21 protein-coding genes are annotated in these 25,271 nt (G+C 67.7%); 11 read left to right on the top strand and 10 right to left on the bottom strand.

The genetic code is table 11. The annotated features are described in order from the left end of the window. Both AC1U2B_RS13745 and AC1U2B_RS13740 read left to right on the top strand, forming a co-directional pair. Positions 1-750, top strand: coding sequence for a maleylpyruvate isomerase family mycothiol-dependent enzyme (locus AC1U2B_RS13745; protein ID WP_480217213.1), 750 nt, complete (start codon positions 1-3; stop codon positions 748-750). A 22-nt stretch (positions 751-772) separates the two neighbouring features. Next, complete coding sequence (locus tag AC1U2B_RS13740; RefSeq protein WP_043390162.1) at positions 773-1,135, top strand: nuclear transport factor 2 family protein; 363 nt, start codon at positions 773-775, stop codon at positions 1,133-1,135. A gap of 115 nt (positions 1,136-1,250) precedes the next feature. On the opposite strand, the gene AC1U2B_RS13735 is transcribed toward AC1U2B_RS13740, so the two are convergent. Both AC1U2B_RS13735 and AC1U2B_RS13730 read right to left on the bottom strand, forming a co-directional pair. Beyond that, positions 1,251-2,477: a YibE/F family protein gene (locus AC1U2B_RS13735; RefSeq protein WP_480217212.1), complete on the bottom strand. Its 1,227-nt coding sequence runs from the start codon at positions 2,475-2,477 to the stop codon at positions 1,251-1,253. Positions 2,478-2,487: 10 nt separating this feature from the next. Further along, positions 2,488-2,952, bottom strand: a complete 465-nt coding sequence (locus tag AC1U2B_RS13730) for an SRPBCC family protein (protein ID WP_480217211.1) — start codon at positions 2,950-2,952, stop codon at positions 2,488-2,490. A 36-nt stretch (positions 2,953-2,988) separates the two neighbouring features. On the opposite strand from AC1U2B_RS13730, the gene AC1U2B_RS13725 reads away from it, so the two are divergent. After that, entirely contained in the window at positions 2,989-3,615 is a 627-nt protein-coding gene (locus AC1U2B_RS13725) for a TetR/AcrR family transcriptional regulator (RefSeq protein WP_480217210.1), read from the top strand. Positions 3,616-3,619: 4 nt separating this feature from the next. On the opposite strand, the gene AC1U2B_RS13720 is transcribed toward AC1U2B_RS13725, so the two are convergent. From AC1U2B_RS13720 to AC1U2B_RS13705, 4 genes are all read right to left on the bottom strand, one after another. Next, the gene (locus AC1U2B_RS13720; protein ID WP_480217209.1) at positions 3,620-4,903 is read right to left on the bottom strand and encodes a pyridoxal phosphate-dependent aminotransferase; all 1,284 of its coding nucleotides are present in this window, start codon (positions 4,901-4,903) and stop codon (positions 3,620-3,622) included. Positions 4,904-5,018: 115 nt separating this feature from the next. Then, positions 5,019-7,850 (bottom strand): heterodisulfide reductase-related iron-sulfur binding cluster, encoded by a 2,832-nt coding sequence (locus AC1U2B_RS13715; protein ID WP_480217208.1) that lies wholly within the window; start codon positions 7,848-7,850, stop codon positions 5,019-5,021. A 212-nt stretch (positions 7,851-8,062) separates the two neighbouring features. Continuing rightward, positions 8,063-10,543: an isoniazid response ATPase/transcriptional regulator IniR gene (gene iniR / locus AC1U2B_RS13710; RefSeq protein ID WP_480217207.1), complete on the bottom strand. Its 2,481-nt coding sequence runs from the start codon at positions 10,541-10,543 to the stop codon at positions 8,063-8,065. Beyond that, positions 10,540-12,549, bottom strand: a complete 2,010-nt coding sequence (locus AC1U2B_RS13705; RefSeq protein ID WP_480217206.1) for an Hsp70 family protein — start codon at positions 12,547-12,549, stop codon at positions 10,540-10,542. The genes iniR and AC1U2B_RS13705 overlap by 4 nt, the downstream gene beginning before the upstream one ends. Before the next feature lie 243 nt (positions 12,550-12,792). Between AC1U2B_RS13705 and AC1U2B_RS13700 the strand changes: the two genes are divergently transcribed. From AC1U2B_RS13700 to AC1U2B_RS13675, 6 genes are all read left to right on the top strand, one after another. Further along, complete coding sequence (locus AC1U2B_RS13700) at positions 12,793-13,329, top strand: Rv0340 family IniB-related protein (RefSeq protein ID WP_480217205.1); 537 nt, start codon at positions 12,793-12,795, stop codon at positions 13,327-13,329. Between the two features lie 260 nt (positions 13,330-13,589). Beyond that, positions 13,590-14,708, top strand: a complete 1,119-nt coding sequence (locus AC1U2B_RS13695; RefSeq protein WP_480217204.1) for an IniB N-terminal domain-containing protein — start codon at positions 13,590-13,592, stop codon at positions 14,706-14,708. Positions 14,709-14,760: 52 nt separating this feature from the next. Further along, complete coding sequence (locus AC1U2B_RS13690; protein ID WP_480217203.1) at positions 14,761-16,647, top strand: dynamin family protein; 1,887 nt, start codon at positions 14,761-14,763, stop codon at positions 16,645-16,647. Beyond that, positions 16,644-18,158: a dynamin family protein gene (locus tag AC1U2B_RS13685; RefSeq protein ID WP_480217202.1), complete on the top strand. Its 1,515-nt coding sequence runs from the start codon at positions 16,644-16,646 to the stop codon at positions 18,156-18,158. Before AC1U2B_RS13690 ends, AC1U2B_RS13685 begins: the two co-directional genes overlap by 4 nt. A gap of 51 nt (positions 18,159-18,209) precedes the next feature. After that, a complete protein-coding gene (locus AC1U2B_RS13680; RefSeq protein WP_260933948.1) occupies positions 18,210-18,893 on the top strand; it encodes an Abi-alpha family protein in 684 nt (227 codons plus the stop codon). After that, the gene (locus AC1U2B_RS13675; RefSeq protein WP_480217201.1) at positions 18,893-20,134 is read left to right on the top strand and encodes a DUF445 domain-containing protein; all 1,242 of its coding nucleotides are present in this window, start codon (positions 18,893-18,895) and stop codon (positions 20,132-20,134) included. Before AC1U2B_RS13680 ends, AC1U2B_RS13675 begins: the two co-directional genes overlap by 1 nt. Here the strand turns inward: AC1U2B_RS13675 and AC1U2B_RS13670 are convergent. From AC1U2B_RS13670 to AC1U2B_RS13660, 3 genes are read right to left on the bottom strand one after another with little or no spacing between them, the layout of a single operon-like run. Further along, entirely contained in the window at positions 20,131-20,526 is a 396-nt protein-coding gene (locus tag AC1U2B_RS13670; RefSeq protein WP_480217200.1) for a hypothetical protein, read from the bottom strand. The genes AC1U2B_RS13675 and AC1U2B_RS13670 overlap by 4 nt on opposite strands. Before the next feature lie 6 nt (positions 20,527-20,532). Continuing rightward, positions 20,533-21,462, bottom strand: coding sequence for an LLM class F420-dependent oxidoreductase (locus AC1U2B_RS13665; RefSeq protein WP_480217199.1), 930 nt, complete (start codon positions 21,460-21,462; stop codon positions 20,533-20,535). Positions 21,463-21,480: 18 nt separating this feature from the next. Next, on the bottom strand, positions 21,481-22,026 hold the full coding sequence (locus tag AC1U2B_RS13660; RefSeq protein WP_260933938.1) for a hypothetical protein: 546 nt from the start codon (positions 22,024-22,026) through the stop codon (positions 21,481-21,483). A gap of 101 nt (positions 22,027-22,127) precedes the next feature. Between AC1U2B_RS13660 and AC1U2B_RS13655 the strand changes: the two genes are divergently transcribed. Both AC1U2B_RS13655 and AC1U2B_RS13650 read left to right on the top strand, forming a co-directional pair. Continuing rightward, positions 22,128-23,177, top strand: a complete 1,050-nt coding sequence (locus tag AC1U2B_RS13655; protein WP_480217198.1) for a sulfate ABC transporter substrate-binding protein — start codon at positions 22,128-22,130, stop codon at positions 23,175-23,177. Next, positions 23,174-24,931, top strand: a complete 1,758-nt coding sequence (locus AC1U2B_RS13650; RefSeq protein ID WP_480217197.1) for a SulP family inorganic anion transporter — start codon at positions 23,174-23,176, stop codon at positions 24,929-24,931. The genes AC1U2B_RS13655 and AC1U2B_RS13650 overlap by 4 nt, the downstream gene beginning before the upstream one ends. 9 nt (positions 24,932-24,940) lie before the next feature. Here AC1U2B_RS13650 and AC1U2B_RS13645 read toward each other — a convergent pair whose 3' ends face one another. Next, positions 24,941-25,186 carry a hypothetical protein gene (locus AC1U2B_RS13645; RefSeq protein ID WP_480217305.1) on the bottom strand — a complete coding sequence of 82 codons (246 nt, stop codon included), beginning with the start codon at positions 25,184-25,186 and terminating at the stop codon, positions 24,941-24,943. Positions 25,187-25,271 lie beyond the last annotated feature (85 nt).

Below are 25,271 nucleotides of genomic sequence, written 5' to 3'. Positions count from 1 at the left end.
ATGGCCTTCCGCACAGCCCTGATCGAGGAAACTGCCGCTTTCGGCGAGATCATTCGCACTGCCGATCTCACGACCGAAGTTCCTACCTGTCCGGGGTGGACGCTCAAGCAGCTGTTCAAGCACGTCGGACGCGGCAACCGCTGGTGCGCACAGATCGTCGCCGATCACATGAAGGAGCCACTCGATCCCCGCGACGTGCGCGACGGGAAGCCGCCCGAGGATCTCGACGGCGCCATCGACTGGCTGAACGCCGGCGCGCAGGCCCTGATCGACGCCGTCGAGCACGTCGGGTCGGATGCGAAGGTGTGGACGTTCGTCGGGCCGAAGCCCGCGGGGTGGTGGATCCGGCGCCGGCTGCACGAGCAGACTGTGCACCGCGCGGATGCTGCTCTGGCGCTGGGCCTTCCGTTCGTACTCGATCCGGAGCTCGCGGCCGACGGGGTGACCGAGGCACTGGAGCGCGTGGCGCTGATGGCCCCCGCGGCCGATCCGCCGCTGGAGCGCGGCCGGTCGCTGCATCTGCATGCCGCGGAGTCCGAGCTGGGCCCGACCGGCGAGTGGCTGGTGGTCAACGACGAAGACGGCCTGGGTTGGTCGCACCAGCACGCCAAAGGTGATGCGGCAGTGCGTGGTCCGGCGTCCGGGTTGCTACTGGCGGTCAACCGCAGGCAGACGGTCGAGGAAGCCGGCCTGGAAGTGATCGGCGACGCGGCCGTGTGGCAGCGCTGGGTTGATCACTCCGCTTTCTGATTGCGGGAGTAGCGTTTCAGCCATGACGACTTCCGAGATCGCAACGGTCCTCGCCTGGATCGACGCCCTCAACGACCGGGACTTGGACACCCTGGACAAGCTGTCCAGCGGCGACATCGAGATCGGTGACCCCAGCGGGGCAACCCAGGGCCGGAATGCGTTGCGGGCCTGGGCAACTGACCTCGATGAGAAGTCGACGGTCGGTCGGCTGTTCGTGCACGACGGCGTCGTGGTCGCCGAGCAGACCATCACCGGCGCCGGCGCCGACCGTCAGGCCGCCACAGCATTCCGCGTGGTCCACGACCACGTCACCTCGGCATTCCGGCACGACGACCTGGCGTCGGCACTGGCAGCGACGGAGCTCATTGAGTCGGACGCGGTGTAATTCCCGCGGCCGGGCGTGTCGGCTCTCCTATGGCACTTGCGATCTGAGCCCGTCAACTTTCCCTGACGTCAGGGAAAGTTGACGGGTCCAGATCAAACATGTGAAGGGAACCGGGTCAATCCGTAGCGGGCCGCGGTGTAGCCAGCACCGCGGCGATCGCGGTGGTCAGCGGAACTGACAACGCCAGCGCGATGCCGCCGACCGCTGATCGGGCGATCTCGATGGCCACGCTCTCGCTGGTCAGCACGTCGCCGAGCGACCGGTTGGCGACACTGAACAACAGCAGCAGCGGGAGCGCGCTGCCGGCGTACGCCAGCACCAGCGTGTAGACGGTGCTGGCGATGTGGTCGCGGCCCACGCGCATGGCGCCGGTGAAGATGGCCCGCCGCGGCGCGCCATGCTCGGCCAGCTCAAAGGCCGTCGACGCCTGCGTGACGGTGACGTCGTTGAGCACACCCAGCGAGCCGATGATGAACCCGGCGAGCAGCAGCCCGGTGATCGACACCGACCCCATGTAGGCCGCGATCTCGTTGTTCTGATCCTCGGACAACCCGGTGAGGTGCGCCAATTCGATTGCTCCCCAGGACAACACCGCGGACAGCAGCAGCGCGCTCAACGTGCCGAGCAGCGCCGCACTGGTACGCAGGCTGACTCCGTGCGCCAGGTAGATCACCGCGTACAGGATCACCGACGACGCGACCAGGGCGACCGGGATGGCCGGGCCGCCGTCGCGCAGCGCCGGTAGCAGGAACACCGTCAGCACGACGAACGCGACGGCGATACCGACCAGGGCCCGCAACCCGCGCCAGCGGGCCACCGCGACGACGACCACGGCGAAGACGGCAGCCAAGGCGGTCAGCGGCCAGGTGCGCTCGAAGTCGAAGAAGGCGTAGGTGGTGGTGCCGGAGTCGTCGACCTGGCGGGTCACCCGGATGTGGTCGCCGGCGGCGAGGTGCGGCTGGCCGGGGCCGGTGCTGAACTCGAGCAGGGTGTTGGCGCCGGAGTTCGGCCCGGAGTCGATGCCGATCACCGACTGCACGCAGCTCCCCGCACCGGGAGGTGCGGTGACCGGAGACGAGGTCAGGACCGCGCCGACCGACGGGCTGCCGCAGTTGTTCATCCCCGTCGACGCGACGTGCCCGGCCTCGGTGCTGACGGCGCCGCCGTGGGCGTTCTGGAACGGCAGCGGGATGTCGACGGCCTTGCCGTGCGGCCACAGCAGCACAGCGCCGATCACGGTGGCCAGTCCGATCACCGCCAGCAGCCCGACGACGATCTTCGCCGCCAGGGGACTCAGCGGCGCCGGGCCGGAACTGTGCGAGTGGGAATGGGAGTGCGCCACCCGAGCCAGCCTAGGGGGTCGGCCTGAGAGCTTCCCGTCGCTCGGCTTCGATCATCAACTTGGTGGCCAGCGTCGTCAGCACGTACTTCACGACGGCGCGGTAGCCCAGACCGACGACCCGCCAACGACTTTCGAACGTCCCGTGCCAGTCGATGCGGGTGCCGTCCTGCTCTGGGGTGAAAGTGACCTGCGCCTGGTAGTTCCGCACCGGAGTTTTCGAGATGATGGTGTACCCGTGCCGCTGCCCGGGCTCGTGGATGGTCGTCTGCTCCCGGGCGGGAAAACGCGGCGTCCCCACGGCGCGGATGGCTCCGACGCCGCCGTCGTCGGCAGGTCCGCGGGTCTCCCAGACTGAGTAATTGATCAGCGGTCGCGCCCACTCGGACCAGCGGGATCCGTCCGCCACCACGTCGAACAGCGTGCTCGGCGTGGCCTGCGTATGCCGGGTGACCAGGACTTCGTAGCGGTGTGTCATGTTGACCAAGTTAACGGAACAGTGTTCTATTAAGCAATGGATTCGCCGGATTCCGCAGTGGCGCTGCCTTTTGCGCGGGCGCGCAGCCCGCAGCAGCGCGAGGATCGGGTGCGTCATCTGACTCAGGTGACCCGCGACCTGCTGGACGACACCCGGGCCAGCGAGCTGACACTCGGTGAGATCGCGGCCGCGGCCGGCTTGGCCAAGTCGGGCGTACTGCGGTACGCGGGTTCGCGGGAGGCCTTGCTGCTCTTGGTGATGTACCACGAGCACCTGGGTTGGCTGGAGGGCCTACACGCCCAGCTGCAAGACGAACGACGCACTCTGGCAAAGGCTTTGGCGCACACGCTGGCCCAGCGCCCGGTGCTGTGCGACCTGATCAGTGCCGCCCCGGTCCTGATGAACCGGCTGACACCCGAGGCGGCCGAGACGGTGCGCGGTCAGGCGCGCGACATCGAAGACCGGCTACGCGAGACCCTCGAGCCGCGGCTGTCGCTGGACCGGCAGCGCCTGGTGCTGCTCACCGCCGCGATCCACGCCTTCGTCGGCTCGGTATGGGGTTGGGCCGCAATCGATTCCGATAAGCAGCCCGAACCCGGCACCGAACTCGAAAACACCCTCGCCGCGCTGCTGCGGACCTTCATCGCGGGCCTGCAGCAGTAGGGACCTACTGGCGGTAGCTCGCCAGGAAGTTGCCCAGCCGCTCGATGGCGTTGGACAGGTCCCGGGCCCACGGCAGCGTCACGATGCGCAGGTGATCCGGTGTGGGCCAATTGAATCCGGTGCCCTGGGTGAGCAGGATCTTCTCCTGCAGCAGTAGGTCGAGGACCAGCTGCTCGTCGTCCCGGATCTCGTGCACCTCGGGGTCCAGCCGGGGGAACGCGTACAGCGCGCCTTCGGGCTTGACGCAGGAGACGCCGGGAATCTCGTTCAGCTTGTTCCACGCGACGTCGCGCTGCTCGAGCAGTCGGCCGCCGGGCAGGATCAGGTCCTCGATGCTCTGGTGTCCACCAAGCGCCACCTGAATGGCATGCTGCGCAGGCACATTCGGGCACAGTCGCATGTTCGACAGCAGGCTGATGCCCTCGAGGAAGCTGGACGCGTGCTCCTTGGGGCCGGTGATCGCCAGCCAGCCGGAGCGGTAGCCCGCCACGCGGTAGGCCTTGGACAGGCCGTTGAACGTCAGGCACAGCATGTCGGGCGCCACCGACGCCATCGGGATGTGCTTGGCCTCGTCGTAGAGGATCTTGTCGTAGATCTCGTCGGCCAGCAGCAGCAGCTGGTGCTTGCGGGCCAGGTTCGCGATCGACTCCAGCGTCTCGCGGCTGTACACCGCGCCGGTGGGGTTGTTCGGGTTGATCACGACGATCGCCTTGGTGCGGTCGGTGATCTTCGATTCCAGGTCGGCGATGTCGGGGTTCCAGCCCTGCGTCTCGTCGCACAGGTAGTGCACCGGGGTGCCGCCGGCCAGCGCCGTCGACGCGGTCCACAGCGGGTAGTCCGGGGCCGGGATCAGCACCTGGTCGCCGTTGTCGAGCAGCGCCTGCAGCGTCATGGTGATGAGCTCGGAGACGCCGTTGCCGAGGAAGACGTCGTCGACGTCGAAGCGGGGGAAGCCCTCGACCAGTTCGTAGCGCGTGACCACCGCGCGGCGCGCGGACACGATGCCCTTGGAGTCGGAGTAGCCCTGGGCGTACGGGAGGGCGGCGATCATGTCGCGCATGATCACGTCGGGCGCCTCGAAGCCGAACGGCGCCGGGTTACCGATGTTGAGCTTGAGGATCCGGTGGCCCTCGGCCTCGAGCCGGGAGGCCTGCTCGTGTACCGGGCCACGGATCTCGTAGAGGACGTCCTGCAGCTTGGTCGACTGCGCAAACGTCCGCTGGTTACGAGGGTGGCCGCTATGCCATGTGCGGTCAGCGGGTACCTGGTGGGTGGTCACGGTTTCCATGCTCTCATCGGTGTCGAATTCTTTTGCCCATCTGCGATCTGGGCCACATATGCCAATGGCCAGCTACGACGCTCCTGGAGGCGGGTCGTAGCTGGCCATTGCGGTGTACTTCGCGTTACCGCTTACCGGGGCGCCGTGCGCCCGGCTTCATGCCCAGTCCGACGACCGGCGGTTCCGGCTTGGCCTCGGCCGCCGGGGCCGGTTCGACCGCAGTCGAGGCAGGCTCGGTGGCGGTCGATGCCGGCTCAGCAGCCGCCGGGGCAGCCGGAGCTGCTGCCGGAGCAGCGGCCTTCTTGGCGCCCGGACGCTTCGCGCCCGCAGCCAGACCCAGCCCGACAACCGGAGCCGCAGGAGCGGCCGGTGCGGCGGGAGCCGCCTCAGCAGCCGGGGCAGCAGCTGCGGCCGGAGCGGCAGCCTTCTTGGCACCCGGACGCTTGGCGCCGGCAGCCAGACCCAGGCCGGCAGCCGGGGCGGCGGCCGCAGCCGGTGCTTCAGCGGCCGGAGCGGCAGCCTTCTTCGCGCCCGGACGCTTGGCGGCCATGCCGAGACCGGTCACCGGCTTGGCGGCCGCGCCACCGGCGGCCGGGGCGGCAGGTGCCTCGGCAGCGGGAGCGGCTTCAGCGACAGGCTCCGGAGCCGGAGCAGGCTTCGGGGCTTCCTTGGCCTTCTTCTCGGCCAGTGCAGCGGAAGCCTTTGCCGCCGTGCCCTTCTCGGGCAGCGTCACCTTGCTGGTGTCCAGCGAGTTCAGCAGCAGCTGAGCGACGTCGAGCACCTCGGTCTTCTCGATGCTGCGGGTCGCGGCGACGTCGTCGACGCCGTCGCTCATCATCACGCGGCAGAACGGGCAGCCGGTCGCGATCGCCGAGGCGCCGGTGTCGACGGCCTCTTCGGCGCGCTCGGTGTTGATGCGCTTGCCGATGTGCTCTTCCATCCACATGCGGGCACCACCGGCACCACAGCAGAGGCCGCGGTCGGCGTGGCGAGGCATTTCGGTGAGCTTCGCGCCGGCAGCGCCGACCAGCTCACGCGGGGCCTCGTACTCCTTGTTGTGGCGACCGAGGAAGCAGGGGTCGTGGTAGGTGACCTCTTGGCTGGTCGACGACACCGGGATCAGCTTCTTGTCCCGCACCAGGCGGTTCAGCAGCTGCGTGTGGTGCACGACGGTGTAGTTGGCGCCCAGCTGCGGGTACTCGCGACCGATGGTGTTGAAGCAGTGCGGGCAGGTGACGACGATCTTGCGCTTGGCTGGGTCGACGCCCTCGAACAGCTCGTTGATGGTCTCGACGTTCTGCGCGGCGAGCTGCTGGAACAGGAACTCGTTACCGGCGCGGCGGGCCGAGTCACCGGTACAGGTCTCGCCGGTGCCCAGCACCAGGAACTTCACGCCCGCGGTGGCGAGCAGTTCGGCGACGGCCTTGGTGGTCTTCTTGGCGCGGTCCTCGTAGGCGCCGGCGCAGCCGACCCAGAAGAGGTACTCGAAGCCGTCGAAGCTCTCCACGTCCTGGCCGTAGACCGGGATGTCGAAGTCCAGCTCGTCGATCCAGGTGGTGCGTTCCTTGGTGTTCTGGCCCCAGGGGTTGCCCTTGAGTTCCAGGTTCTTGAACAGCACGCCGAGCTCGCCGGGGAACTCGGACTCGACCATGACCTGGTAGCGGCGCATGTCGACGATGTGGTCGATGTGCTCGATGTCCACCGGGCACTGCTCGACGCAGGCGCCACAGTTGGTGCAGGACCACAGCACGTCGGGGTCGATGACGCCGCCCTGCTCAGCAGTGCCGACCAGCGGGCGCAGCGCCTGCTCGGGGCCGGAACCTTCGATGCGGGCGAAGCCGTCCTCGGGGACGCCGTGGCCGTGCAGGCTGTCGCCCAGCGCGGCGAAGTCGACCGAGCCCTCTTCGGGAATCTGCTTGCCCTCGATGATGTACGGCGCCTTGGCGAACAGGTGGTCGCGCAGGTTCATGATGACGAGCTTGGGAGACAGCGGCTTTCCGGTGTTCCACGCCGGGCACTGCGACTGGCAACGACCGCACTCGGTACAGGTGGAGAAGTCGAGGTTGCCCTTCCAGGTGAAGTCCTCGATCTTGCCGCGGCCGAACACCGCGTCCTCGGCGGGATCGTCGAAGTCGATGTTCTCGCCCTTGTATTCCATGGGCAGCAGCGGGCCGAGGCCGTCGGGCAGGCGCTTGAAGGTGACGTTGATCGGGGCCAGACCGATGTGCAGGTGCTTGGAGTGCAGCACGATCAGCAGGAACACCAGCATGACGCCGATGTGGCCCATCAGTGCGATGGTCTCGATCCAGACGTTGGCGGTGTGGCCCAGCGGGGCCAGCAGGGCGGCCATGCCGTCGGAGAAGAACGCGCCGTTCTGGTACGGGAAGTGCTCACCGAGGACGTTGACGGCGGCACCGCGGAAGATCGCGTAGGTCAGGATGACCAGGAAGATCATGATGAGGATCTCCCACGCGCCACCGTTGTGCGATCCGTAGAACCGCGACTCACGACCGATGTTGTCGGGGTTCTTGGTCAACCGGATGATGGCGAAGACGATGATGCCGGCCAGCACGGCCAAGGCGAAGAAGTCCTGCAGGAAGCCCAGGACGGCCCAGTGTCCGACGAATGGGATGGCGAACTTCGGATCGAACAGGACGCCATAGGCTTCCAGGTAGACCGATGCCAGGACGAAGAAGCCCCACATGGTGAAGAAGTGCGCGATGCCGGGGATCGACCATTTCAGGAGCTTCGACTGGGCGAAGACTTCCTTGTTCTGGTTGAGGAACCGGCGGACGAGATCGTCCTTGCGGCCACGTTCGTCGCCGAGCTTCTGCCCGGAGCTGATCAGCTTGGTCAGCCACAGGACGCGCTTGGCGGCGAACCCCAGGACGATGACCGTTGCCAACAGCCCGATGACCAGTCTGGCCACGTCGAGCGTGTGTTCGAGATTCTCCACCGCGCCTCTCCCAAATATGTAGCTACCAACCGGTAACTTGTTGAGGTTACTGATCGGTAACTTAAGCTAGATGCCTGCTCATAGTCGCATCCTGGGTAGAACGGACGCTAGCAAGGCTGTCCTAACTTGAGCTGCGGGTTCGGGCCGGCTTTTTGCCATGAACCGGCGTTCGCCGGGCGCGCGCTTCGCGGCCCTATATATAAGGCCCGGCGTCAGACCTTTTCGACGAGCAGCGCGCGCAGCATCGACAACATCTCCGACCGTGATTCGGCCCCCAACCTGCGGCGAATGCGGGCGACATGGTGTTCGACGGTCTTCGCTGAGATCAGTAGACGAGCCCCGATGTCGCGGTAGGGCATGCCCTGCAGTACCAGTTCGGCGACTTCGCGTTCGCGGTCGGACAACCGGGTCCAGGCCGGTGTTGCGGCGGATGTGGCCCGAGCGTCGCCCGAGGCAGGAGGTGGTGTGGTGTTGCGCACATCTGCGTTCGGACGCGGAATAGCCGGGGCCGCCGGCTCGATGGGATCGGCTGCGGCCTCGAGGGCTGCGTCCTGCTTGAGGTCACGCGCCAGCTGCAGCATGGCACCCGAGATCCGGCCGTCCGCCGAATGCAGCGCCGCCTGACTGGCCAGGCGCGTGGCATCCCACGTCAACCCGAAGCGGGCCAGCCCGCGGGCGGCCGTCGTCACCTCCGCGGCGTCGACGCCGTCGGCCAGCACCCGCAGCCAGGCGCGACCGGCGCCGGCCAGCGCGGTGGCGTACGCGCCGTGCGCGCCCTCGGCCCGGCTGGCCGCGGCCAGTGCCTGCCCGTGCGGGGCGACGGCCTCGGGCGCGTTGGCCAGGATGCCGGCGTGCACGCCCGCCCAGTGCAGCGGAACCGACCACAGCGCCGGATTGCCGGCGGCCCGCAGCAGCCCGAACGCCTCGGCCAGAGGCTGGCGCAGCTGATCGACCTGCTGCAGCCGGGCCGCGGCCACCCACAACTCGCCCAGCGGCAGCAGCGCGAACAGGTCCAGTGAGTATTCGGCCAGCACCTCCATGGCCGCGTACCAGTGTTTCTGCAAGGCGCCGGTATCGCCGCTGCGCCGTGCGACGGCAGTCTGCAGCGCGCTGAACCACAAGGCGTCGCGGCGGTGCAGGTCGGCAATCTCGGCCGTGCCCAATGCCGGGACCGCGGAATCGAGTTGCCCGTCGAGCATCCGGATCCAGCCGAGCAGCAGTCGGTGACGAAGACCGGAGAACCCCTGGTCGGTGCCGGTCCGGACCGCCCGGCCGATGACGCTGCGCGCGCGGACGGCGTCGCCGCCGTGCAGCGCGACGAGGCTCAGCAGCGCGGCGGGGCTGTCGGGCGCGACGGAGTGGACACCGTTGGTGGATCCGACGGCCTGCGTGAGGCGCGCCATCGCCACGGCGAACGGCTGGTCGAGCGTCAGCAGCAGGCCCTCCGCCATGCCCCGCGCCGCACGCGCGGAAGACGTTGGCGGCATGGAGTTTTCGGCCTGCAGGCAAGCCCGGGCCAGCTCCGCGTCGGCCGTGGCGACACCGACCACGGCACCCGCGGCAGCGACGAACGGGTCGGCATCAGGGCCGAGCCACCGGAACAGGTCCGCGGCATGCGCGGCGGCACCGTCGTGCATGGCGACGCTGGCCGCGATGCGCACGGCCTGGGCGCGGACGCCCGCGTCTGCCGCGGTGAGCAGCTCGTCGGCCAAGGTGCCTGCGGTGGTGCAGTCGCCGGTGACGGCCAGCGCATCGGCGAGGTGGACGTCCGCCGGGGCGGTGCCGGCGCGGGCCGCGGCGCGGTACAGGCGAGCTGCCTGCCGGGGCTCGGCGGTCGCGGCGCGGTGGATCAGGTCTGCCGCCAGCAGGTCGTCGACCGCGCCGTGCTCCGCCAACTTCAGTGCCAATTCGGTTGACAGCGTGGATGATTCGATCTGTGAGCGCAGCAGCCGGGACTCGGTCTCGCGATGCCGCGCGGCGCCGACCAGGCGGGTGAGGCACCGGTGCAGCGTGTCGGTGAACCGCGGGTGCAGCGCCGCGGACAGCAGACCCGTGGCGCGGGCCCGGTCCATCAGCACCGCTGCCGCGTCGCCGGGCAGTTGCAGGGCGGCGGCGATGTCGTCGGCCCCCAGTTCGGGGCTGAGCGAACACAACAACAACGTGTCCAGCAGGTGCTCGTCCAGCCGGCGTAACCGCTCGCTCAGCGCGACGGACGCGGCCCGGACCGGATCGCCGCCCGCGGCCAGGGCCGACAGCGCCGAATACACCAGCAGCGGGATGCCTCCGGTGCCGGCGATCAGCCCGGGCACCTGGGCGCCGGAGACGCCGGCGCGGGCCAGCGCCTCGTTGATGTCGCGGGGCGTCATCGGCGCCAGCTGAATCGGCGGATGCTGCCGGCTCAGGGTGGTGGTGAGGGCGTTGAGCGCGCGCTCATGCGCGAGCGGCTCGGCGCTGACCACCACGGTGCGGCCCGGATCGCCGGCCAGCTCGGTCAGCACATCCAGTTCTGCCGGGGAGAGCAGCTGGGCGTCGTCGATGACGATGGCCGCGTCCGGTGCTTCACCGGACTTCGGTACCCGAGCGAGCATCGTCGTGCCGTTGGCCCGCAACGTCTTTCGCACCGCTTCCAGCGCGGTGGTCTTGCCGCTGCCGATTCCGCCGAGCACCAGCGACGTGCCGGCTGCCGCGGTCATTGGCTGGTCGAAGCCGAGGGTTGCGCGGTGATCGGTGCCGACGCGGTGGCCACCGACGCTGTCGGCGCCGACCCGGTTTCCACCGATGCCGAGGCCGTCTTGGGGGCTTGCTCCACCGGGGCCTGGGTGGTCGGCGCCTGCGTCGTCGGCGCAGCCGTGGGTGTCTGCGTGCTGGGCTGCGTCGTCGGCGGCTTCGTCGTCGTCGGCGGCGGCTGCGTGGTGGTGGGCGGCTGCGTCGTCGTCGGCGGTTGCGTCGTGGTCGTGGGCGGCTGGGTGGTGGTCGTGGTGGGCGGCTGCGTCGTGGTGGTCGTGGTGGTGGTCGTCGGCGTGGTGGTCGTCGTCGTAGTCGTGGTGGTGGTCGTCGAACTGGTCGTCGAACTCGTGGTCGACGGATCGGTGGTAGTCGTTGTTGTCGGTGTGTCAGTGGTGGTGACCGGGTTGGTCACCGTCGACGTCTCCACCTGGCCATTCTGATTCGTCTGCGTCACAACGGACTTCGTGGCCTTGTAGGTGCTCGTGGTGATGGAGCCGTCGGGGCCGGTGATGGTGGTGGTGACGTCGACGGTCACCGGACCGGACGGGGTGTCATTGCTGGTGAGCCCCACCGCGGCCCAGCTGCCGCCGGCGACCAGGAACGCCGCCGCGGCCGCGCCGAACAGCAGCGGTGGGCGCCGGTACCAGGGCATCGGCGCCACGTCGGGCAGGTTGTCCTCTTCTTCATGCGCGAAGTCCATCGCCGGCCGGGCGGTGGTGCCGTCGGCGTAGCCGGTCGCGAAATCCGACGGGTATTCGCCGCCCGAGTAGGGCTCGACACCGTCGTCCGGGAGACCTACCGCGGCACCGGGCTCTTCATCGTCAGACCAGGCCAGGGACGGCCCGACGGTCGAGGACGGGTTCGCGTCCGCGGGCGGCACCGGAGCGGCCATGGTTGCGGGGCCACCCGACCAGCCCGCGGGGCCGGCCGCCCAGCCCATGGTGGGAGCCATGCCCGTCGGTGCGTCGGCGCTCATGGTGCTCGGGTCCACCAGGGGGGCACCGGCGGCCGCGGTCAGCGCGGGCTGCGGCGAGGTCACCACCGGAACCCGGAAATACTCCGAAAGCCGTTGGGTGACAATCGGAATCGAGGCACCGCCGCCGACGGTGGCCAGGGAGGTCAGGACACCGGCCGGAATCTGGTTGCGCTGCAGGGTTTCCTGGACCACGGCGAGCAGCCCCGCCAGGGCCGGTTCGAGCAGCCGCTCCAGCTCCGGGCGGGTGATGCGCAGAGCCGACGCGAAGCCGGGCAGGTTGGCGTTGACCGACGTCGCGGTCTCGGACGACAGCCGCTCCTTGGCCTGCCGGCACTGGTCGCGCAGCTGGGACAACGAGCCGACCGCCGCGGTACCGGCCGGGTCGGCGTCGGCCGACTCGGTGATGCCGGCGATGACGTGGTTCAGCAGCGCCTGATCCACCAGGTCGCCGGAGAACTCCGGGTAGCGCACGGTCTCGCCGATCTGGCTCAGGGTCGCGGCGTCGGCGATGGTGACGCTGGTGCCGCTGCCGCCGAAATCGCAGAGCGCCACCACGCCGTGATCGGGCAGCCCGGAGCCGGCCTTGAGGCCGGCCAGGGCCGCGGCCGCGTCGGAGACCACCGGTGCGGCCGCCAGACCCGGCTTGCCGCGCAGCGCCGCGGAGAGTGCGCCGATGGTGGACATGCCCCAGTGCGCGGGCGCGGCGATGACGATCGGGGCGCCGCCGCCCGCGGTGCGGGCCATGGAGTCGAGGGCCTCGGCCAGGACGGCTTCACCGCGATGCGCCGAGCCGTCCGGGGCGATGAGCGGGATCGGGTCGCCGACCCGCTCCACGAAACCGGTCAGCACCAGGCCGCCCGACTGCGTGGGGATGCCGACTTCAGCGGGCCGATCCGGGTACAGGGCCAGGATGGCGCGACGGCTCACCGGCGGTCGCCCGGCCGGCACCGCCACCAGGTTGGTCTGGCCGATCGACAAACCGAGCCCGTTGCTCATGAAGTCCACTCCTTTGACGCGCTCTCGAACTGTGGCCACCCTATGCGCTGGCGGCCTGGGGGTGGGACACAATCCCCTAACGATTGGTAAATCCCTAATGGGAGTGCCCCTAACGGGAGGTGTCGGGTGCTGGGGTCAGCACCGATCTCCAGGAGCTATATCGGCGATAGCATCAAAATAGTTATCGAGGGGTCTACCTGGTGTGAGACCCGAAATGTCGAATCGACGGAAGGAGTATGTGCCGTGGCAAATCCGCTACTGGATTTCGTCATGTCGGTGGTCCGCGATCCCGACGTGGCGGCCCACTACGCCGCCGACCCCGCCGGTGCCATCGCCGACGCCAACCTCAGTGGCGTCACCACGGCGGACGTCGCGCACCTGATCCCGGTGGTGTCCGAGTCCCTGGGGACGGTGTCCTCCATGGCGGGTGGCGTACCGACCGTCGGATTCGACGATCCGAGCGTCAACGTATGGACCAGTGGTGCTGCCACCGCGGCTTTCGACGCCTTCGACGCCGTCAACACCCACGTGCCGACAGTCGTGTCCCCGCACGTGATTTCTGATCCTGACCTGGGTGGATTCGACGGCGGACCGGGCCTGCCGGTCCACGACACCGTGCCGGACCTGGCCGTGTCCGACGACCTGGGCCTGCAGGGCGATGTGCCGGTCGTCGACTCTGGGCAGCTGTCGGATCCGGGCGCGCTCGATTGGCACCCGATCGACACCGCAGACCCGTCGGCCGGCCTCGAGCACCATCAGGGCTTCGACTTCTTCAGCTGACCAGCTCACACCCGACAAACGCCGGTGGCCGCCATGGCCACCGGCGTTTTGCGTTTTCTCACCGCATACTCAGCAAACACCCTAGTTATCCCCTAATCCCCTAATTGGGGGAGTAGCGATACCCCACTATGTTCCATTGGGGGTAGGGGTGGTTGCCCCGTTTGCAGGGCCCTTGACGGCCCCTAACGTTGTTCTCAGTTCGCCGGACACAACGGCAACCCAAAACTTCCAAGAGCAACACCCCAACGAAAGGGACTCCAATGACCAGCCTGATCGAATTCATCATCGACCTGTTCCGCTTCCCCACCGTCGCGAGCTCGTTCGTCGCGAACCCCGAGCAGACCATGCGCGACGCCGGCCTGGCCGGCGTCACCTCCGCGCAGATCGCCGCAGTCGCCGCCAGCGCCGTCCCGGCCGGTGTGGTGCTCGGTGGCGGCGACCCGGTCGTCGGCCTGCAGAACGCGGTCTCGGACTACTACAGCATGTCCTCGCCGTTCTCCCCGCAGACCGCATTCGCCCCGCAGACCGAGTTCGCCAGCCGCAACCAGACCGACTTCGCGAGCCACAACAACGTGCCGATCGCCAGTGGCAACGACATCCCGGTGCTGAGCCCCGACCAGCACGCCGGCGCCAACGCCCAGCAGGGTGCCTTCAACCTGGGCTTCGGTGACATCACCCTCGGCGGCAGCCACGTCCAGCAGGGCGACGGCGGCGTCAACATCGCGGGTAACAACCACGGTGACATCGCCAGCGGCAAGGGCGCGGTGCAGGGCGACGGCAACACCGTCACCAACGGCGACATCCTCACCGGCAGCCACTCCCCGGTGATCGTCGGCACCGGCAACCACGCGAGCGACAGCTCGACCACCGCGGGCGGCAACGTCATCGCCGGTAACCACGGCCCGGTCATCAGCGACGTCAACACCGGTGGCGGCAACGGCGGCAGCGCCAGCGCCGGCGGCGGCCTGCTCGGTGGCGGCCACGCCAACGCGGGCAGCGGCGGCAGCGGTGGCAACATCGTCATCAACGACGGCAACACCACGTCGACGCACGTCGGTGGCAGCCAGACCACGGTCGGTGGCGACCTGGGCAGCGGCAACAAGAGCGTCATCGACGACTCGTCGCACTCCTCGACGGTGAACACCAGCCTGAACAGCGGGAACACGGCCAACACCAGCATCGGTAGCGGCAACAGCACCCACACCAACATCGGCAGCGGGAACACCACCCACACCGATCTGACCGCCGACAACTCCGTGCACAGCACGGTCGCCGACAACTCGGTGCACGAGGCCAGCATGAACACCTACGCACCGGTCGAAACCCACACCACCACCGACATGAGCCACAACACCCACATCGATCCGCACATGCACTGATCGATCGCGACAAACCGTTCCGGCGGGGCCACCTACAGGCCCCGCCGGTCGTTTGCGCATACCGTTAGTCAGCGAGAATGCAGTCGAGGAGAGCCCAGTGACGCAACCGAACGAGGCGAATCCGCGCCCGGTCGCGGTGATCGTCGAGTTGATCGACCACACCAGCCGGATCGCGGGCCTCAACGACCGCGACGACCTGGCGCAGCGGTTGCTGGCGGCGAAGACCCGGATCAGCGATCCACAGATCCGGGTGGTCATCGCCGGCCAGCTCAAGCAGGGCAAGAGCCAGTTGCTGAACTCGTTGCTGAACATGCCGGTCGCGCGGGTCGGTGACGACGAGAGCACCGTGCTCACCACCGTCGTGCACTACGGCGATGCGGCGGCCGCGGAACTCGTGCTGGCCTCGCCCCAGGAAGGTGGCGATCCGTCCGTCGTCGCCATCCCGCCCAACCAGCTGTCGACCGATCTGCGGCAGGCTCCGCAAGCGCAAGGCCGTCAGGTGCTGCGCGTCGAGGTCGCGGCGCCCAGCCCCATGCTCAAAGGCGGACTCACCTTCGTCGACACCCCCGGTGTGGGCGGACTGGGACAGCCCCACCTGTCGGCGACGCTGGGACTGCTGCCCGACGCCGACGCCCTTCTGATGGTCAGCGACACCAGCCAGGAGTTCACCGCCCCCGAACTCACGTTCATCCGCCAGGCCGTCGAAATCTGTCCGGTGGCAACGATTGTCGCCACCAAGACCGACCTGTACCCGCACTGGCGGGAGATCGTCGCGGCCAACGATGCGCACCTGCAGCGTGCGCGCTTGTCGCTCCCGGTGACTCCAGTTTCTTCGGCGCTGCGCACCCACGCGCTGGCCCTGGGTGACAAGGAACTCAACGACGAGTCCAACTTCCCGGCGATCATCAAGTTCCTCACCGACAAGGTGCTCAGCCGTGAGAACGACCGGATCAAGGACGAGGTCGTCACCGAAATCCATGCGGCCGCCGAGCATCTCACGCTGACGGTGTCCACCGAGCTGGCCGCGATCAACGACCCCGACAAGATCGAGCGGATCAAAGCCGAGCTGGAGCGCAAGAAGGACGAAGCGCAGGAGGCGTTGCAGCAGACCGCATTGTGGCAACAGGTGCTCAACGACGGTATCGCCGACCTGACCGCCGACGTCGACCATGACCTGCGCAACCGGTTCCGCAACATCACCTCGCACACCGAGCGCATCATCGACGGCTGCGATCCCACCCAGCACTGGGCCGAGATCGGCGCCGAGCTGGAGAACGTGGTCGCCACCGCCGTCGGCGACAACTTCGTCTGGGCCCACCAACGTGCCGAGGCGCTGGCCGCCGAGGTGGCCCGCAACTTCGTCCAGGCCGGGTTGGACTCCGTGGAACTGGCCGAGGTCAGGGCCCGCGACATGGGTGCCGGCCTGGGTGAGTTCAACCCCGTGGCGCCGCTGGAGTCCCAGCCGATCAGGGCCGGACACAAGGTGATCACCGGGATGCGCGGGTCGTATGGCGGTGTGCTGATGTTCGGCATGCTGACGTCGTTCGCCGGGCTGGGCATGTTCAACCCGCTGTCGCTGGGCGCCGGACTTGTGCTGGGCCGCAAGGCATACAAGGAAGACATGGAGAACCGGATGCTGCGCGTGCGCGGCGAGGCGAAGATGAACGTCCGCCGGTTCGTCGACGACGTGTCGTTCGCCGTCGGTAAAGAGTCGCGCGACCGGCTGCGAAACATCCAGCGCCACTTGCGTGATCACTACCGTGGCATCGCCAACCAGACCACCCGATCGCTCAACGAATCGCTGCAGGCGATGCTCGCCTCAGCACAGATCGAAGCGGGCGAACGCGACAACCGCGTGCGGGAACTGGAGCGGCAGTTGAACATTCTGCGCCAGGTCCTCGACAACGCGGTGAAACTGACGCCGTCGCTGGCCCAGTGAGCACAAGCGCCCGCGTCCGCGCCATCCTGGGCGGCGTCACCTCTGCCTACCGATCCGACCCCGTTTTCCAGCACCGGCCGCAGGCCCTGGCCGAACTGGACTGGATCGCCCGGCGGCTCGATCAACCCATCCGGATCGCCTTGGCCGGCACCCTCAAGTCCGGCAAGTCGACACTGGTGAATGCGCTTGTGGGCGAGGAGATTGCGCCCACCGACGCCACCGAGGCCACCCGCCTGGTCACCTGGTTCCGGCACGGCACGGCGCCGCGCGTCACCGCCAATCATCGGGACGGCCGCCGCACCGACGTGCCGATCACCCGTGCCGACGGCCTGACGTTCGACCTCGCGAGGTACTCCGGGGCGCAGGGCGCGGCCAACGTGGGAGACATCGTCGATCTCGACGTGCAGTGGCCCGCAGTCGAATTGGAGCACACCACCATCATCGACACCCCGGGCACGTCGTCGCTGTCGCGTGACGTGTCCGACCGGACGCTGCAACTTCTGGTGCCGCGGGACGGCGTCCCGCGCGTGGACGCCGTCGTGTTCCTGCTGCGAACTCTCAACGCGCCAGACATCGCGCTGCTCAAGCAGATCGGGGAACTCGTCGGCAGCGGCTCGGGTGCCCTTGGCGTCATCGGGGTGGCCTCGCGCGCCGACGAGATCGGGGCCGGACGCATCGACGCGATGATGTCGGCCCGTGAGGTGGCCACCCGGTTCACGACGGAGCTGGACCGGACCGGAGTCTGCCAGGCCGTCGTCCCGGTATCGGGGCTGCTGGCGCTGACCGCGCGCACGTTGCAGCAGAGTGAGTTCACGGCACTGCAGAAGCTGGCTGCCCTGGATGGTGACGGCGCTACCGCTCTGACCAAGGCCATGCTGTCGGCGGATCGTTTTGCCCGACAGGATGATTCGCTGCCGGTGGACGCCATCACCCGGGCCGCGCTGCTGGACCGGTTCGGCATGTTCGGCATCCGGATCGCGATCGCGGTGCTGCGCGCCGGTGTCACCGACTCGCAGGGGCTGGCTGACGAGCTGCTGGAACGCAGCGGGCTGGTGTCCCTGCGCGACGTCATCGACCAGCAGTTCGCGCAGCGCGCCGACATGCTCAAGGCGCACACGGCGCTGCGCTCGCTGCGCCGCTTCGTGGACGCCAATCCCATTTACGCGACGCCGTTCATCCTGGCGGACATCGATCCGCTGCTGGCCGATACCCACGCCTTCGAAGAGCTGCGCCTGCTCGGTCAATTGCGTTCCCGTCCAACCACATTGAACTCCGACGAGATGGCCTCACTGCGCCGCATCATCGGTGGGTCGGGCACCGATGCGGCGAGCCGGCTGGGGTTGAGCAACGATGCGCCGTATGACGGCCCGCGGGCGGCGTTCGCGGCGGTGCAGCGGTGGCGTCGACGGGCCGATCACCCGCTCAACGACCCCTTCACCGCACGCGCCTGCAAGGCCGCTGTGCGCAGTGCCGAGGCCCTGGTCGCCGACTACGCGGCGCAGGGAAGGTGAGATATTCGAGATCGTTCGCCATTTGGTACCCAGCGCAGCTACCGTTTGCGGGTGGCTCAATCGTTTGACCCCTTTGGACTGGTAGGACGCGCGGTCGACGCCGCTCGACTCGGGCTCGACGTCTACAGCTGGACCGAACAGCAGATCGTCGGCGCGCTGCGTAAAGGCCTCAACGAACTGGAACCGGAAGAAGGCGACGACGACGTCGTCTCGGCGGGCGATACGTCCAAACAGGCAGACAGCGACGACTCGCTCAACTCCAAGATGAGCCAGCTGCTGAATCGGGCGCTCGACCAGAACACCGCCGGCAGCCAGACCGAGCTGTACCACCACCTGCTCGATCAGTTGGTCGCCGACGAGGCCCGCATCGTCGGAGCGCTGTCCGACGGCTCCGTCTCTCCGTTGGTCAACGTGTTCGACCGGACCCGCAAGGCGGTGCTGGAGAACGCGGCACTGGTCGGCCGGACCGCGAACGTCGCGCTCCCGCAGATGACGCCGCAGTACGTCGGGCATTTGCTGGCGCTGCGCCTCGTGGAGATCGGGCCGGAGGATTCTGCGCTGAAAACCGAGTATGAGGTGTTGATGGCTGAGACCATCGTCCTCAACGCGATCAAGGCCGCGTCGAAGGGTCCGCTGCCCGCCAAGGTGGAGAAGCTGACGTTGACGTTGTCGCCGCTGGGCCGATCGCTGTGGGCCGCCGCCACCGCGGAGGACAACCAAGACGGGTGGCACTGATGTCTTTGACCGAGATCCTTCTCGACTTCCGCGAGCACTGGATCATCTACTTCTCCATGCCGCTGGTGGCCGCGTTCGTCGGCTGGAGCACCAAGATCGTCGCGATGGAGATGATCTACCGGCCGCTGGAGTTCAAGGGCATCGGTCCCATCGGCTGGCAGGGCATCATCCCGCGGCGCGCCGGCAAGGTCGGCTCCACAACCATCGAGCTGCTCACCGCGAACCTGCTCAAACCCGAGGAGCTGTTGTCCCGGATCGACGCCAAAGAGGCCGTCGAGGCGTTGCGCGAACCGCTGGCGGCGTCGATCAATGACATCGCCCGCGATGTCGCCGAAGAGATCCGCCCGGGCCTGTGGAATTCGCTGCCCGAGGCCGGGCGGCAGGCCATCCTGAACCGCATCCACTCCCAGGCGCCGCGCATCACCGAGAAGATGCTGAACGAGATGCAGACGGACCTGAGCCGGTTCGTCGACCTGCAGTTCCTTGCGGTCACCACGCTGGTGCGCAACAAGGACAAGCTCAACAAGCTGATGCGCGGCCTGAGCGACGACGCCATGGCGTTCGTGCGGCGCAGCGGTATCTACTTCGGCTTGATCATCGGCACCGCGCAGATGTTCGTCTGGGCCATTTTCAAACTGCCGTGGATCATGCCGGCGTTCGGTTTCGGTATCGGTCTGGTCAGCGACTACATCGCGCTGAACATGCTGTTCCGACCGGTCAAGCCGACGAAGTACCTGGGCTTCATCAAGTTCCAGGGGCTGCTGCACGCCCAGCGCGAGAAGATCACCGCGGACTACGCCCGCATCCTCTCCGAGGATCTCTTCGCTCCCGACATTCTCTTCGACGGCATCCTCAAGGGCCCGGGTGCGGACAAGCTGTTCGCCATGATCGCGCGCGAGGTCGAGGCCGCGATCGACAGCGAGGTCGGCGGGTTGACCGGCACCGTCGTGAAGTTCGCGGTCGGCACGTCGAAGTACAACGCGCTGAAGGACCGGATCGTCGAGCTGGTCATCGAGCGGCTGCCGGACACGCTGCTGGACGCGCAGGACTACGCCATGAGCCAGATCGACCTCGAGCGCACGATCGTCGAGAAGATGAATCAGCTCTCCAACGAGGAGTACGAGTCGATTCTGCGGCCGGTGTTCAAGGACGACGAGCCGTTGATGATCGCCATCGGCGCCATCCTCGGTGGCTGCGTCGGTGAACTCCAGGTCCTGATGATCGAGTTCTTCACGCACTAGTGCGGGCGCGGCCCCGTCGGGTGGGTGCGCCGGGACTGGGTGATCGACGTCGACGTCGTTGGTGTCGGGGTGCGGCGGGTGGTCGTGCTGTCGCCCGACGGCGCGGTCGTGGTCGTGGTCGACGTCGTGTCAGTCGTGAGCGGCAGGTCGATGTCGGTGGTCGTCGGCGTCGTCGACGGGTAGCTGGTCGACGTCGGGGAGGTCGTCGCCGTTGTGGTCGTGGCCGAGTGACTCGAGTCATCCACGATGACGGGCACCGGCGGGGGCTGCGGCTGGTTGTAGTGCCGCGTCAGCCATGACCCCGCGAAATACAGCAGCGCGATCGCGGCGACCGCCGCGATGCTGGCGCCGACGACGTGCGGGGTGCGCTCGTGCCACGGCCGCTCGGTCATGGCCGGTCAGCGTAGCTGTGGAATGACTTCCGTGCTGAAGAAGTCGATGTGGTCGAGGTCGGCCATGTCCAGCACCTGAAGGTAGATGCGCTCGACCCCCGCGGCGACGAACGGCGCCAGCTTGTCGACGATCTCGGCCGGAGTGCCGACGGTGGGGGAGTTGCTGCGCATCTCGTCGACCTCGCGGCCGATGGCGGCGGCCCGGCGGGCGATCTCCGCATCGTCTTTGCCCGCGCACAGCACGAAAGCTGCCGAGTACGTGATGCTCTCGGGTGCCCGGCCCGCTGCTGCCACGGCTGCCCGCACCCGGCCGAACTGGGTGGTGAGCGTCTCGATATCGACGAACGGGATGTTGAACTCGGACGCGAACCGGGCGGCCAACGCCGGAGTCCGCTTGGCGCCGCCGCCACCGATGATCACCGGCGGGTGGGCCTGCGCCGGCTTCGGGAGGGCCGGGGAGTTCTTGACGGTGTAGTGCTTTCCGGCGAAGTCGAAGTGTTCGCCGACCGGGGTGTCCCAGAAGCCGGTGATGATCTGCAGCTGCTCGTCCAGCCGGTCGAAGCGCTCGCCCAGCGGTGGGAACGGAATGGCGTAGGCCTCGTGCTCCTCGGCGAACCAGCCGGCGCCCAGGCCCAATTCCACACGGCCACCGCTCATTTCGTCGACCTGTGCGACGGCGATGGCGAGCGGGCCGGGATGCCGGAACGTCGCCGAGGTGACCATGGTGCCGAGCCGGATGGTGCTGGTCTCGCGGGCGATGCCGCCGAGTGTCACCCACGAATCGGTGGGGCCGGGCAGCCCGTCACCGGCCATGGCCAGGCAATGGTCGGACCGGAAAAACGCCGAGTAGCCGAGGCTTTCGGCGGCCTGCGCCACGGCAAGCTGGTCGGCGTAGGTGGCACCCTGCTGCGGTTCGACGAATACCCGGAAGTCCATGTCGGCCAGCCTAGTTGCTCAGAACGCCTTCACGCCCGCGGTCGAGACGAACATCCCGTGGCCGGTACCGGCATTGGTGAACCGGGTGCCTTCGGCTCCGGCGAGGATGGTCCACCCCACCGCCGAGTACGTCTGGTAGTCGAGGGTGACCGTCGGGATGGCCCCGAGATTGCCCACCCCCCAAGACAATTTGCCGGCAGCGGTGACCCGGACGCCGCGCGCGGTCTCCCCGTCGATCGTCGGGGCGTTGGCGAAGGCCGACTCGCAATCGACCGCGTCAGTGTTGAGCTGGCACCGGGTCTGGCCGGACTTCGTCGCGACGAAGACGTAGCCGTTCTGCGGAGCAAGGGCCTGCGCGGTAGGCGGCGCGGCGCTCGGTGCCGGGATCGGGCTGACCGGCACCGGGCGGATGGCCTTTTCGGATGGTGTCGGGGTGCTCACGGCAGACGATTCGCCCGCGGGGAGTCCCGACTTCGGGCTGCCGGGGGTGGTGCTGTCGCAGCCCGCGAGCAGCGCGACCGCCAGCGCAGCGGTGGCAGACATGGTGAGCCGTGTGTGGTTCATCGGCCATCAGGCTACGGGAGATCCGATCGCGCTGATCCAGACCGCTGCCCCGGCGCGTCCTGCTGCCTAACGTCGATCTTCCGTAGTGAACAGAGGTGGCGATGAGCAGAAAACACATATCCCCGCTCGGTGTGGTCGGCGTCGTCGCCATCGCGGTGGCCGGAGTTCTGATCGGGTTCAAGAACATTCACGGTTCATCGCCGGATGCACTGCTGAACGTGTCGTACGACCCGACGCGCGAGCTGTACGCGGCGCTGGACCCGCAGTTCATCGCGCAGTACCGCAAGCAGTCCGGCGTCACCGTCGACATCGCGCAGTCGCACGGCGGATCCGGCCGGCAGGCGCGCAACGTCATCGACGGCACGTCGAAAGCCGGTGTGGTCTCACTGGCCTTGGTCAGTGACGTCGACAAGCTGGCCAAGCGCGGGCTGATCGCCAAGGACTGGCAGCACCGGCTACCCAACAACTCGGTCCCCTATACGTCGACCATCGTGTTCGTGGTCCGCAAGGACAACCCGAAGAACGTCCATGACTGGCCCGATCTGGTCAAGGGCGATGTCTCGGTGGTGACCCCGGACCCGCGCACGTCGGGCAACGGCAAGCTCAGCGTGCTCGCCGGGTGGGGTTCGGTGACGACCCGCGGTGGCTCTGAGGCGGCGGCCCACGACTACCTGGCGGCGTTGTTCAAGCACGTCGCCGTCGCCGATGAGGGCGCGCGCGGCGCGGCCACCAGCTTCGCCGTGCAGAAGATCGGCGATGTGCACCTGACGTGGGAGAACGAAGCCATCCGGGAAGTGGCTGCGGCACCCAACGAGCTGCAGATCGTGTATCCACCAGTGAGCATCAAGGCCGAACCTGCGGTGGCCTGGGTAGATACGAACGTGGCCGGCAAGAAGACCGAGGCCTATGCGAAGGCCTACCTGAACTACCTGTTCACCGACCCTGCCCAAGACGTCATTGCGCAGTACGGTTACCGCTCGATCAACCCGCAGATCCAGGCCAAGTATCGGGCCAAGTTGCCGGACATCTCGCTGTTCCCGGTGTCCGCGATCGCCAAGGACTGGGACGACGCCGCCGAAAAGTTCTTCGGCGACAACGGAATCGTCGACACCATTCATCTTCCTGCGCAACGAACGGTGGTGGGATCGTGAGCCTGCTTTCGAACCTGAAACACAACTACGACCGCACCCTCGCCCGGCGCGATCTGATCGCCGGCCTGACGGTGGCCGCCATCGCGCTGCCGCAGGGCATGACCTACGCCCTGATCGCCGGCGTCGACCCCAAATACGGCGTCTTCTCGGCCATCGTGGTGACGCTCATCGCGTCGATATTCGGCTCGTCGTCACACCTGATCAACGGACCCACCAGCGCCATCTCGCTACTGGTGTTCAGCTCATTGGCGTTCATCGATCCCGAGAACCGCACCGAACTGTTCGAAGCGCTGTTCCTGCTCGCCGTGCTGGTCGGCACCATTCAGATCCTGATCTCGGTGTTCAAACTGGGTGACCTGACCCGCTACATCTCCGAGTCCGTGATCGTCGGGTTCATGGCGGCAGCCGCGTTCCTACTTGCCTTGGGCCAGTTGGGAAATGCGCTCGGCGTCAAGGACCGGGGCAACGGCAACATGCAGGTGCTGTATCGCACCTACCTCACGCTGTTCCACGGCGACGCGATCAACTACCGAGCCGTGGTACTGAGCGCCACAGCCGTCGTCGCAGCCGTGGTGCTCCGAAAGTTGGTGCAGCGCTACGGCTGGCCGCAGATCGACATGCTTGCCGTCTTGGTCATTGCGGCGCTGATCGCCTACTTCTCGGGCTGGTCGACACCCGGACACGGGGGCAAGACCGCGGTGTCGATCACCGGAAAGATTCCCGCCAGCCTGCCCGACTTCCACATTCCGGTGGTGCATTGGGAGTGGCTGCCGCATCTGTCGGAGGGCGCGTTGGCGGTCGCTTTCATCGGCTTGATCGAGGCGCTGTCGATTGCGAAAGCCATTGCGCACCAGACGCAGCAGAAGATCGACTACAACCGGCAGATTCTGGCGGAAGGGTTGGCCAACCTCAGCGGCGGCTTCTTCCAGAGCCTGCCCGGTTCGGGTTCGTTGTCGCGGTCTGCCATCAACTTCCAAGCCGGCGCGGCCACACGGTTTTCCGGCGTCATCGCGTCGGTGGCGGTCGCCGGCGCACTGCTGCTGTTCGCGCCGCTGCTGAGCTACATTCCGAAGGCGGCGCTGGCCGGCCTGCTGCTGGTGACCGCGGTTCGCCTGGTTGATTTCCAGCGACTGGTGCACACGGTCAGGGCATCTCGCTACGACGCCGGGTTGGTGATCGTCACGGCAATCACCGGCGTGGTCATCGATCTGGACAAGGCGGTGCTGCTCGGCGTGCTGCTGTCGATCCTGCTGTTCGTCCCGCGGGCCTCCAAGCTCAAGATCGCCGAGCTCGTGGTCACTCCGGAACGCGTCGTCCGGGAACGGGTCGGCGACGAGCCGGACAATCCGGCGGTGCTGATCTACGACATCGAAGGAGAGTTGTTCTTCGGTGCCGCACCGGAAATCGAGCATGCATTGGACGCGCTCACCGAGCGGGTCAAGGCCGAAGGCACCCAATTCGTGGTGCTCCGTCTCAAACGGGCCCGCAACCCTGACGCGGTCGGTATCGAGCGTATCGAGCGGTTCCTGCATGACCTGACCGAGCTGGGCGTCACAGTCCTGCTGGCCGGCGTTCGGCCCGACACTCTGGACGTCCTGGGCAACGTCGGGCTGCGAAAGTGGTTCCCGGACGAGCGCATCTTCCCTGAAGGGGAGAGGGAGTTCTCGGCAACGCTCAAGGCGGTCCGCTACGCGGAGTCGCGGCTGGTCCCCGGTGGCGTCAGCAGCGCCGAGGAGCTGTACTACCTGGTCTGACGGGACCTGCTACTGCGGAGGCAGCACCGGCGGCCGGCAGATGTTGTTGATCGGGTCCCACCAGGCGCCGTCGCGGCAGTCGAGCGGTGTCGTCGAGACCGGCGGGCGGCAGCTGTTGATGTTCGGGTCCCACCAGCCGCCGGGACAGTTCTGCACCAGCGGCGCCTGGCACCGGTTCTGCACCGGGTCCCACCAGGTGCCGTTGTCGCAGTCCGCGTGGCGGCCGCGGCGATGATGGCGGCACGCTGCAGAGATTTATGCATGAACTCACCATAACGACGTCGAACGTGAAGTAGATGGCGAGATTTCGCTGAATCTTCGCGATCTACTTCACATTCGG

This window comes from Mycolicibacterium sp. P4_G11, assembly GCF_056555145.1.
This window is presented reverse-complemented; position numbering and strand designations above follow the sequence as displayed.

Excerpts from the sequence above, each read along its gene's own strand:
- iniR (WP_480217207.1), bottom strand. The coding sequence starts at position 10,543 with ATGACCGCGGCAGCCGGCACGTCGCTGGTGCTCGGCGGAATCGGCAGC.
- AC1U2B_RS13725 (WP_480217210.1), top strand. The coding sequence starts at position 2,989 with ATGGATTCGCCGGATTCCGCAGTGGCGCTGCCTTTTGCGCGGGCGCGC.
- AC1U2B_RS13660 (WP_260933938.1), bottom strand. The coding sequence starts at position 22,026 with ATGAACCACACACGGCTCACCATGTCTGCCACCGCTGCGCTGGCGGTC.
- AC1U2B_RS13745 (WP_480217213.1), top strand. The coding sequence starts at position 1 with ATGGCCTTCCGCACAGCCCTGATCGAGGAAACTGCCGCTTTCGGCGAG.
- AC1U2B_RS13655 (WP_480217198.1), top strand. The coding sequence starts at position 22,128 with ATGAGCAGAAAACACATATCCCCGCTCGGTGTGGTCGGCGTCGTCGCC.
- AC1U2B_RS13695 (WP_480217204.1), top strand. The coding sequence starts at position 13,590 with ATGACCAGCCTGATCGAATTCATCATCGACCTGTTCCGCTTCCCCACC.
- AC1U2B_RS13665 (WP_480217199.1), bottom strand. The coding sequence starts at position 21,462 with ATGGACTTCCGGGTATTCGTCGAACCGCAGCAGGGTGCCACCTACGCC.
- AC1U2B_RS13705 (WP_480217206.1), bottom strand. The coding sequence starts at position 12,549 with ATGAGCAACGGGCTCGGTTTGTCGATCGGCCAGACCAACCTGGTGGCG.
- AC1U2B_RS13730 (WP_480217211.1), bottom strand. The coding sequence starts at position 2,952 with ATGACACACCGCTACGAAGTCCTGGTCACCCGGCATACGCAGGCCACG.
- AC1U2B_RS13675 (WP_480217201.1), top strand. The coding sequence starts at position 18,893 with ATGTCTTTGACCGAGATCCTTCTCGACTTCCGCGAGCACTGGATCATC.
- AC1U2B_RS13740 (WP_043390162.1), top strand. The coding sequence starts at position 773 with ATGACGACTTCCGAGATCGCAACGGTCCTCGCCTGGATCGACGCCCTC.
- AC1U2B_RS13670 (WP_480217200.1), bottom strand. The coding sequence starts at position 20,526 with ATGACCGAGCGGCCGTGGCACGAGCGCACCCCGCACGTCGTCGGCGCC.
- AC1U2B_RS13720 (WP_480217209.1), bottom strand. The coding sequence starts at position 4,903 with ATGGAAACCGTGACCACCCACCAGGTACCCGCTGACCGCACATGGCAT.